At 49.1% G+C, this 805-nt stretch carries 1 protein-coding gene; it reads left to right on the top strand.

Features of this window, described 5'->3' with window-relative positions:
• The coding region (locus ACTHUM_RS16010) for a POTRA domain-containing protein (protein ID WP_440403422.1) at positions 1 to 805 on the top strand (805 nt) is incomplete at both ends.

The following is an 805-nucleotide window of genomic DNA, read 5'->3' as shown; positions in this document are numbered from 1 at the left end:
ACCATGTATAAATCCCGCCTTCTTCCCCTGCCCGTATTGATTCTCTCCGCGCTGAACGCCTATGCGGCCAATACGCCGAATCCGCTTGATCAAATCGATAAAAACGTACCCAACCAATTCGACAAAGACTTCCGCGACAACCTCGATCAGATTCATTCGGTCGAAATCCAAAAACGCGAGCAGTCGGCATGGGATTTACAGAAAAAACAAGATAACGACACGGTTGCACAAGAGGTGCCGTCTGAAAACAATACCGAATGCTTGGATTACACCGGTATCGAGCTTTCCGGCATTACCCTTATCGATTCCCAAAAGATTGAAGCCAAGTTACCCAAATGCATCAATCAAAACAACATCAACCAACTGAACCGGGACATCGTTGCCGAGTATATCGCTCAAGGCTATCCGCATACGCAAATCAAATTTGAAACCACGTCTGAACGCGTCCTGAAATTGGCAGTCATCGAAGGCAAAATCCGTGAGATTACCGGCGGCTCCCGTACAGTCAACGTCGATACCCTCTTCCCCGATCATCAAGGCAAACCTCTAAACATCCAATACCTCGACCAAGGTATTGAACAGGCAAACCATGTTGCCGGCAACAACGTCAGCATCGATGTTTATCCGCATGATGACGGCACCGCCTCCATCCAACTCAACAACGATGCCCAAAAACATTGGGGCGGCAGCGTCACCATCGACAATAAAGGCAGCAAACCCAATACCACGACACTTCGCGGCAGCCTGAATATCGGCAGCCCGTTGGGATTGAGCGACTCCCTTTATCTAAACGGCTATACCAATC

The sequence above is a fragment of the Neisseria sp. P0021.S006 genome, from assembly GCF_051956895.1.
Note: the sequence above shows the minus strand (reverse complement) of the source record. Positions and strands in the feature narration are given on the sequence as shown.